We start from the raw sequence: 8,622 nt of genomic DNA, 5'->3' as shown, positions 1-8,622 counted from the left end.
GCGGTCGAGCTCGACCGCGACCTGGGTGCGGCAGTCGGCCGGTGCCGGGGCCCGGAAGTCCGTCACGGTCATGCCCAGGGTCAGGCCGCCGGTGAGTTCGACGTCCACGGGCGCCCTGCGCACCGTCATGACGCCCGGGTCGATCACGTACGCGACCGCGCACGGGTCGTGCACGGGCGGGTGCTCGAAGCCCTGCGCTTCCTTGTAGGTGGCACCGAAGAAGTCCAGCAGTTCGCCGACGAACTCGGCGGGCTTGGTGCCGACCGCGGCGATCCGCTTGGCGACCTCGGGGGTCGCCAGCGCCTGGTGCGTCAGGTCGAGACCGACCATCGTGACCGGCCAGCCCGCGTTGAAGACGATGTGGGCGGCCTCGGGGTCGATGATGATGTTGAACTCGGCGACCGCGCTCCAGTTGCCCTCGTGGTAGCCGCCGCCCATCAGGACGACCTCGCGGACCCGCTCGACGATGCGGGGCTCCTTGCGCGCGGCGAGGGCGATGTTCGTCAGACCCGCCGTCGGGACGAGGGTGATCTCGCCGGGCTCGTGCGACATCACCGTGTCGATGATGAGGTCGACGGCGTGCCGGCGGTCCAGTTCCAGGGTCGGTTCGGGCAGCACGGGCCCGTCCAGACCGGTCTCGCCGTGGATGTCCGGCGCCGTCTCGACGGCCCGCACCAGGGGCCGCGGGCAGCCGGCGGCGAAGGGCACACCGGTGATCCCGGCGATGCGCGCCACGGACAGGGCGTTGCGGGTCACCTTCTCCAGCGTCTGGTTGCCGACCACGGTCGTGACGGCGACCAGGTCGATGTCGGGGTTGCCGTGCGCCAGCAGCAGTGCGATGGCGTCGTCGTGCCCGGGGTCGCAGTCGAGGATGATTTTCCTGGTCATCGGAAGAGCCCCTTCGCTCTAGCGGATCTGTGAGGTGGATCCCCGCAGCGGCGACCGCGGGCGGGCCACTGTGGAGGGTGCGTCGGCTCACGTGTCCGGCGCCGGAGGTGGCAGCGGTCTTCGCCGGGCTGCCGGGGCATCGACACGTACGGAACCGCTGTCGCCGGCCACGGGAGCAGGCGTCACCGCCCGCGTCCCTGGCCATGGCGTGGAAAACGTTCTCCAAAAATCTCATGTAAGCGTACACAGTTGTCAATGTCGGACATCCCACACTTGAAAAGTGAGGAGTCGCTACTCGACGGTTATGTGGTGATAACGTTTGCCCGCATTGTTTCCAGGTGGCCGGTTCCGGCCCGGTGGAGCCCGGCCGGGCCCGGCGCAGCCGAAACCGACGAAGGGGGCCGCAGCGTGACCGACGTCACCTTGAGGGAGGTGGCCCGCGCGTCGGGCTGCTCCGTCGCCACGGTGTCCAGGGTCCTGGCCGGAACCCGTCCGGTCGGCGCCGAGACGGCCCGCCGGGTACGGCAGGCGGCCGAGGAGCTCGGCTACCGGCCCAACCAGGTCGCCCGCGCCCTGCGCAGCCGCTCCACCGGCACCGTCGGTCTCGTCCTGCCGCAGATCACCAACCCCTTCTTCCCCTCCCTCGTGCGGGAGGTGGAACACGCCCTGCACGCCGAGGGACGGGCCGTGCTGCTCGCCGACTGCGACGACGACCCGGAGATCGAGGCCGCCCGGATCAGCGACCTCCTGGACCGGCAGGTCGACGCCCTGCTGGTCATCGCCGCCGACGCGAAGCGGAGCCGGGACGCGGTGGAGAAGGCCGCGGCCCACGTGCCGCTGGTACTGCTGGACCGCGGGTGCGGCCCCGGCGTCGCCGACTGGGTCGCGACCGACAACGCCACCGGCATGGCGCTCGTCCTGGACCACCTGGTCGCCACCGGCCGCCGCCGGATCTGCTTCGTGGGGGCCGCCGGAACCGGCTCGGCGGCGGTCGAGCGGCTCGCGGCGTACGAGGCCGAGGCCGGCGCCCTGCTCCCGCGCGGCCCCGGGCAGGTCGAACTCGGCGACTTCTCGCTGGAGTGGGGGCGGACCGCGGTGGACCGGATCCTGCCGTCCCGTCCGGACGCCGTCGTCTGCGCCAACGATCTCCTCGCGGTCGGCGTACTGCAACGGCTGCGGCAGCTCGGCGTGGACGTCCCGGGCGACGTCGCCGTCACCGGCTTCGACGACATCCCCATGGTGGACCTCGCCGACCCGGCCCTGACCACCGTCCGCCAACCCGTGCGGGCCCTGGCGGCCGAAGCCGTGCACCTGCTCGGCCACCGGCCGGCCGGACGGAACGACGGGCCGCGCCGGTCGGTCCGTCTCGCCCCCGAACTCGTCGTACGCGCCTCCAGCGCACCCCGCGCACCCAGCGCACCCCGCGTGTCCTCGGCCGAGGACACCGGCAGCACCCGCACTCCAGAGGTGGAACAGTGATCGCAGTCGTCGGAAGCCTCAACCTGGACCTCGTCGCGCCGGTTCCCCGGCACCCCGTGCCGGGCGAGACGGTCCTCGGCGGCGACATCGCCCAGCACCCCGGCGGCAAGGGCGCCAACCAGGCCGTCGCCGCCGCCCGGCTCGGTGGGAACGTCGCCTTCGTCGGCCGGGTAGGCGAGGACGACGCGGCCGACGTCATGCTCGACGCCGTCCGGAGCGAGGGCGTGGACGCCACGCACATCACCCGCACCCCGGGCGTGGCGACCGGCCGCGCCCTGATCGCCGTCGACCCGGCCGGTGAGAACACCATCCTCGTCAGCCCCGGCGCCAACGCCCGCGTGGGCGCCGCCGACTGCGAGGCCGCGGCGGACCTGCTGCGGAAGGCGGCCGTCACCGTGCTGCAGCAGGAGGTCCCGGACGAGGCCAACCACGCCGCCGCGCGGCTGGCCGGGGGCATCGTGCTCCACAACCCGGCCCCCGCCGTCGCCGGTGCCGTCCCCCCGCCCCGCGTCGACGTGCTGGTCCCCAACCGCACGGAACTGGCCGCCCTCACCGGCACGTCCGTACCGGAGACGATCGACGAGGTCGTCGCCGCCGCCCGCAAGCTGACCGGGGCCGGCGCGGTCCTCGTCACGCTCGGCGGCGACGGGGTCCTCCTCCTCGAAGGCACCGCACACCTGCACATCCCGGCGTTCCGTGTCCGGCCCGTGGACACCACCGCCGCCGGCGACTCCTTCTGCGGTGCGCTCGCCGTCGCCCTCGCCGAGGGCCGCACCCTCGAACAGGCGGCCCGCCGGGCCTGCGCCGCCGCCGCGATCAGCACCACCCGCGCGGGCGCCCAGCCCTCACTCGCCCGCCGCGACGAGGTCGAGGCCTTCCTCGCGGGGCAGCGCTGAAGCACCGACTCGGCGAGAGCAGCAGGGGCCAGTCCTGGCTGCCGTAGGCAGCCGTGAGGAACCGCTCACGCTCCTTCACGTTCACGTACTGCGCGACATCCACAGAGTCGCCTGTGAAACCGGGGGTGATGTGCAGCGGATCGTCCGTCACCGTTGCACACCAGTCACCGTCGAACGACAGTTTTATGGTCGTTCCTGCCTCATCTGATCTGCTGTGCTGGGGCCCTATAGCCGTCGTCGGCAGGAATCGTGCCCTGCACGATGTCCTCGTGGGTCACCGGCTTACCGGGGTCCGTCGGACTGCCACCGAGCGCCGCCGCCCGGAGAGGAGCCGGGTTCGGAATGCGTGCGTCACCAGCCGCCGGCCGTCGTTCTCCGGCAACCGCGTTGACGGCGAGGCGGGCAGGTGTGGACGCGGCGACAGGTGGGCGGCCTCATCGCGAAGCCGTACCGGGTGCGGCCGACCGGCCCGGGCGCATGCACCTGAAGCGGTGCGGGCCGTGCGCGGCCGCTTCGCCACCTCCTGGATGAGAAGCCCATGAGCTTCTGATCAATGGGCGTCACGAGTGTGCGTAATCCTCCACCAGGTCGCCGACGAGCGAGAGCAGGGCGTCGACGCGGTGCCGGTCCTCGCGTTGGTCGCGCAGCCTGTGGTCCAGTTCCCGCAGGTCGGACACCGCGGCCGGGTCACGGCGCCTCACCGCGTCCAGCCACGGCGTGGTGGCCAGGTCCATGCAGGCCGTGAACAGGAGCCGGGTGGTTTGGGCCGGTGGAGCCGGGTCGGGAGCGGCGAACCCGGTGGTGACGTACCGGACCGGGTCGGTCAGGCTCCAGCCGACGACGGTGCCGCCCTGGACGAGGAGCGCCACGTCGGGAGCGATGCCGATGCGGGCGTCCAGCGGCTCGTCGAGGACGTCGAGGTCGCGCAGGCAGGTCAGTACGGCGTCTTCGGGGGCGCGGCAGAGCTCGGTGGTCATCGGCAGGCGGAAATCCCGGACCTCGTCGGCCCGCAGACCGCCAGGACGGGCGGGGGGCGTGGCGGGAACGCGGGCGCAGTCCTCGGGGTCGGCCGCTTCGTGGGGCAGCCGGAACGCGGCGCCGACCAGTTCCCGGCCGGCCGGATCGAACCGGAGCTCGTCCGGGTCGTCCCACAGCCACTCCTGGCTGCCGAACGTGTCCACGAGGAACCGCTGCCATTCCTGCACGTCGGTGTACTCCGCGATACGCACCCGCTGATCCAGGAAGTCGAAGCGCGGTGGGACGCGAAGGGCATTGCCCGTCACCGTCGCACTCCAGTCGCCGTCGAGGGTAAGTCTCATGGTGAATGCCGCCTCATCGAATCTGCACCGCGGGAGCCAGGTAGCCGTTCTTGGCCGGAATCCTGCCCTCCACCACGTCTGCGTGGGTAATCGGCCCGCCGGGGTCGGAGGGCAGGCCTCCGAGGGCCCGCACACCGGAGTCCCCCCTGGTACCGGACGGGCCGTACGCCGTGATGGCATTGCCCGCCCCCGCACCTCCACCCTCTGTCACCACGATGTCCTCCCCTTGTCGAAAGACCAGCCGCCCGCTGCCCGCCGTCGAGTGGTAAACGGCGTCCGGGCTCTTGAGGATCTCCAAGACCCGCTCGTCACTGAAGCCGTGCATGGAATCCGCGTGGTAGTTCCCGGCCTTCTTCATCCGGTTGCCCTGGGCTCTCTCGATGACCTCGTCCGCGGTCTGGATGGCCTTTTCCCTGGCCTGCTGGGCTTTTTCCTCCTTCGTGTACTTGGGCATCAGACCCAGCGGGTCACACCCCGTGTGCGGATTGTCCACATAGCCGACGGGGTTCGGCGCGGGAGCCAGGCCCAGCGGGTCCGGGGAGGTGTAGCGGCCGGTCTCGGGGTCGTAGTGGCGGAAGCAGTTGTAGTGGAGGCCGGTCTCGGGGTCGTAGTACTGGCCGGGGAAGCGCAGCGGGGTGTAGGCGCTGCTGTCCCGGGCCCAGGCGGTGGTGCCCCAGAGCGTGCTCCGGCTGCGCCAGGCGATGTCGCCGGTCTCGTCGATGAGTTCGGTCGGCGTGCCGACCAGATCGGTGGCGATGGCGAAGAACCGCCGGTCGATCTCCTCCTGGCCGCTGTCGGCCGTGAGGATGCGCTCGGTCTGGGCCAGGGGGACGACGTCCCGGTGGTCCCAGGTAAGGACGACCGTGCTGGGGACGTCGGGCCGGTGGCTGGTCTGTTCGCACAGGGTGAGGCCGTCCCAGGTGAAGCGGGCCTCCTCGACCACGTTCTCGCCGTCGGCCGCCAGACGCTGCTTGGCGGTGCGGCGGCCCAGGGGGTCGTAGCGGTAGCGCCACCGGGTCCCGTCGGGGGTGGTGACGGAGGTGAGGCGGTTCTCCGTGTCCCACGCGTAGCGCCAGGTCTCGGGCTTGCGGGACAGGCGGGCTTTCTGCCGCAGGGTAACGCGGCCGAGGGCGTCGTGCTCGAAGCGGACGCTTCCGGCGCGGGTGATACGGGTGCCACTGTAGGTCCGCTCCCCGGTCGCCTCGCCGCCCGGATGCCGGTCCGGCCAGGTCGCAGAGGTCTGGTTGCCCGCGTCGTCGTAGGCGTACCGCTCCGTCCAGCCCGGGGCATGGACGGTGGTGACCCGGCCCATCGGGTCGAGAGCGAAGGTGCGGGTGCCTGACAGTCGGTCTGCGACGGATGTCAGACGGCCGTCGGCGCGGTAGGTGTAGGCGCGGCCGGTGACGGGGCGGGCTTCGGCGGTGGTGTGCTGTGCGGCGAGCCGTCCGGCTTCGTCCCAGGCCGACGTCATGGTGACGGCGTCCCCGTAGGCGCGGGTGAGTTCGCGGCCGGTGGCGTCGTGGGTGAAGTCGATCCGCCGGTCTCCCGTGGTGAGTCGCCGGGGAAGTCCGTCGGAGTCGTAGGCGTAGGACGTGACGTGACCGGTGGGTGTGGTCCGGCGGGTGCGGCGCCCCAGGCCGTCGTAGGAGTAGATGAGCGGGCGGCCGTCCACCAGCTCTGTTTTGACCTGCCCGCGGCGGTCGTACTGGTAGCGGACCTCGCTGTCCGGGCCGATCGCCTCCAGGAGGCGGCCCGCCTTGTCGTACGTGTAGGTCGTCACCTGCCCGTCGACGTTCGTGCGGAGTACCCGGCCGAGCCGGTCGCGTTCGAAGGAGATGGTTCCGCCGAGTGCGTCGGTGCGGGCGGTGAGCTGTCCCGCCGCGTCCAGGCGGTAGGCGAGGGTGCGCCCGTCGAAGTCGGTCTCGGAGACGATGTTGCCGACCGCGTCGTACTCGTAGGTCCAGATCAGGCCTTGTGGACCGGTGACATGGGTGAGACGCAGGTCGTTGTCGTGCCGGAACGCGTAGCGCGTGCCATCGGGCCGTGTGGTGGCGAGCGGGAGGTCGAAGTGGGTGTATGCGTAGCGGGTCACTCCGCCGGCCGGGTCGGTATGGGTGAGGCAGTTGCCCTCGCCGTCATAGGTCCACGACTGGGTACTGCCGTCCGGGGCGGTACGGCGGGCGAGTTGCCCGTCCGTGGTCCACTCCAGCCGGGTGACACCGCCCATGGGGTCGGTGGCGCGGACCGGGCGGCCCAGCCCGTCCCGTTCGGTGCGGGTGGTGGCGCCTGACGGGTCGCTCACCGCCATGACCAGGCCCGCGGCGTCGCAGACCACCTGTGTGGTGGCGCCGAGGGCGTCGGTGACGGAGGTGAGGCGGCCGGCACGGTCGTAGGTGCAGTGGGTGGCGTGACCGGCCGGATCGGTGGCCGTGGTCCGGTTGCCGCGCTCGTCGTACGCGTAGGTCGTGCGGGCGCCGTCGGGCCCGACGACCTCGGCAGGCAGCCCGAACGGTCCTCGTGTGATGCGCAGTTCGGTGCCGTCGGGCCGGGTCACGCCGATCAACCGGCCGTCGGGGTCGTAGGTGTGGGCGGTGGTGCGGCCCAGCGGGTCGGTGCGGGTGAGCAGGCTGCCGTGGGTGTCGTAGGTGAAATGGGTGGTGTGGCCGAGGGGGTCGGTGGTGGCGACGACCCGGCAGTGGTGGTCGATCAGGTGGCGGGTGCTCCGCCCGTCGGCGGTGGTCAGCGTGGTGGTGCGGTGACCGGTCTCGGCATCCGGTGCGGTGTAGGCGAGGGTGATCTGGACGTGGCCCGCTTCGCCGCCCTCGGCGATGACGCGGTCGTGGTCGTCGTAGGCGTAGTCGTAGCGGCTGTGGTGGGAGTCGATCCAGGCGGTGACCCGGCGGCGGTCGTCGTAGAGGAAGGTGGTGGTGGCGCCGGAGGGCTTGGTGACGGTGGTGAGGTTGCCGTCCTGGTCGTAGCCGTAGGCCATCAGCGGCAGGCCGGTGCCGTCCTCGTCCGCGCCGGCCAGGGCGAGGGCGGTGATCCGGCCGTCGGCACAGGTCAGCCTCACCCGGTGGCCGGCCGAGTGGACCAGGGACAGCGGCAGCCCGTCCTCGGTGCGGTCGACGGTGAGCGCGTGGCCGTTGCGGTCGGTGACGGATGCCAGCCAGGCGGTGCCGTCGCCGCCGGGCTCGGCGTCGGGTGGTGCGTTGAAGTGGAGGGTCAGGCCGGTGTCGGGGTCGGTGAGGGTGTAGGCGCCGTCACCGTGGCGGGCCAGCTGGGTGCGGGCGGTGCCGGACTCGGGGCGCGTGGGGGAGCCCGGTATCGGATGCGGATACGGGATCAGCAGGCCCTCGGGGGTGACGTGGACGACGCCGACCGGATCGATCTCCAGGCGCTCGTCGACGGTGGAGGTCCAGGCGTGTCCCAGAAAGCGGCCGCTGGTGTTGCCGGACTCGGTGCGCCGGGTGAACACCAGGGGCAGGATTCCGGGGATCTCCACGTCCGTCTGGGGCAGGAACATCCGCCCCGAGGCGAGGTCGACGGGGTCGGTGCCGTCGGTGGTGCGGGTGTGGTCGGGGCGGTCGTGGGTGCCCTCGGGGGCCTCGTCGACCAGCCGGCGCACCCGCGCGGCGTCGGCGGCGTCGGCGGCGATGCGCACGCCCTTGACCGCGGCGCCGCCCCCGCCGGTGGCCACGGTCAGCGCGGCGTCGGGCAGCAGCCGACCGAACCCCTCGTAGGGGTCCTTCATGAAGTCGCCGACCATCTGCTTGCCGGTGCCGACCGGATCGTTGGCGGCCAGCACCAGGCCGGAGGCCAGGCTGTTGAGGTTCGTGGCGTACTCGGCCGGGTGGGTGAGGTTGTAGGGGTCCAGGAAGTTGACCGAGCGGACGAAGTTCACTAGCCCGGCGGTGCCCTTGATCAGGCCGCCGCCGACGTGGTCGCCCATGATCTGTGCTTCCTGCAGACCCTGCCCCGCCTGCTGCGCGTACGACGGCTTCTCGGGGGCTGTGTCCCGTGCCGCGCGCACCGCGGTGCGC

Annotated in this window: 5 protein-coding genes; 2 read left to right on the top strand and 3 right to left on the bottom strand. The window is 72.0% G+C overall.

Annotated elements, in window-relative coordinates; translation table 11 throughout:
• On the bottom strand, nt 1-888 hold an 888-nt coding region (gene uriH, locus AOK18_RS07485; protein ID WP_055693812.1), incomplete at its 3' end, for a uridine-preferring nucleoside hydrolase UriH.
• A gap of 408 nt (nt 889-1,296) precedes the next feature.
• Here uriH and AOK18_RS07480 point away from each other — a divergent pair.
• Both AOK18_RS07480 and rbsK read left to right on the top strand, forming a co-directional pair.
• Nucleotides 1,297-2,367 (top strand): LacI family DNA-binding transcriptional regulator, encoded by a 1,071-nt coding sequence (locus AOK18_RS07480; protein WP_055693811.1) that lies wholly within the window; start codon nt 1,297-1,299, stop codon nt 2,365-2,367.
• Nucleotides 2,364-3,263, top strand: a complete 900-nt coding sequence (gene rbsK, locus AOK18_RS07475) for a ribokinase (RefSeq protein ID WP_055693810.1) — start codon at nt 2,364-2,366, stop codon at nt 3,261-3,263. Before AOK18_RS07480 ends, rbsK begins: the two co-directional genes overlap by 4 nt.
• 560 nt (nt 3,264-3,823) lie before the next feature.
• Here the strand turns inward: rbsK and AOK18_RS07470 are convergent.
• Nucleotides 3,824-4,582, bottom strand: coding sequence for a hypothetical protein (locus AOK18_RS07470; RefSeq protein ID WP_055693809.1), 759 nt, complete (start codon nt 4,580-4,582; stop codon nt 3,824-3,826).
• 13 nt (nt 4,583-4,595) lie between these two features.
• Nucleotides 4,596-8,622 (bottom strand): RHS repeat-associated core domain-containing protein (locus AOK18_RS07465; protein WP_055693808.1); only part of this gene is annotated, 4,027 nt, incomplete at its 5' end.

Origin of the sequence: Streptomyces prasinopilosus (genome assembly GCF_001419695.1) — a bacterium.
Taxonomy (GTDB): Bacteria; Actinomycetota; Actinomycetes; order Streptomycetales; family Streptomycetaceae; genus Streptomyces; species Streptomyces prasinopilosus.
Note: the sequence above shows the minus strand (reverse complement) of the source record. Positions and strands in the feature narration are given on the sequence as shown.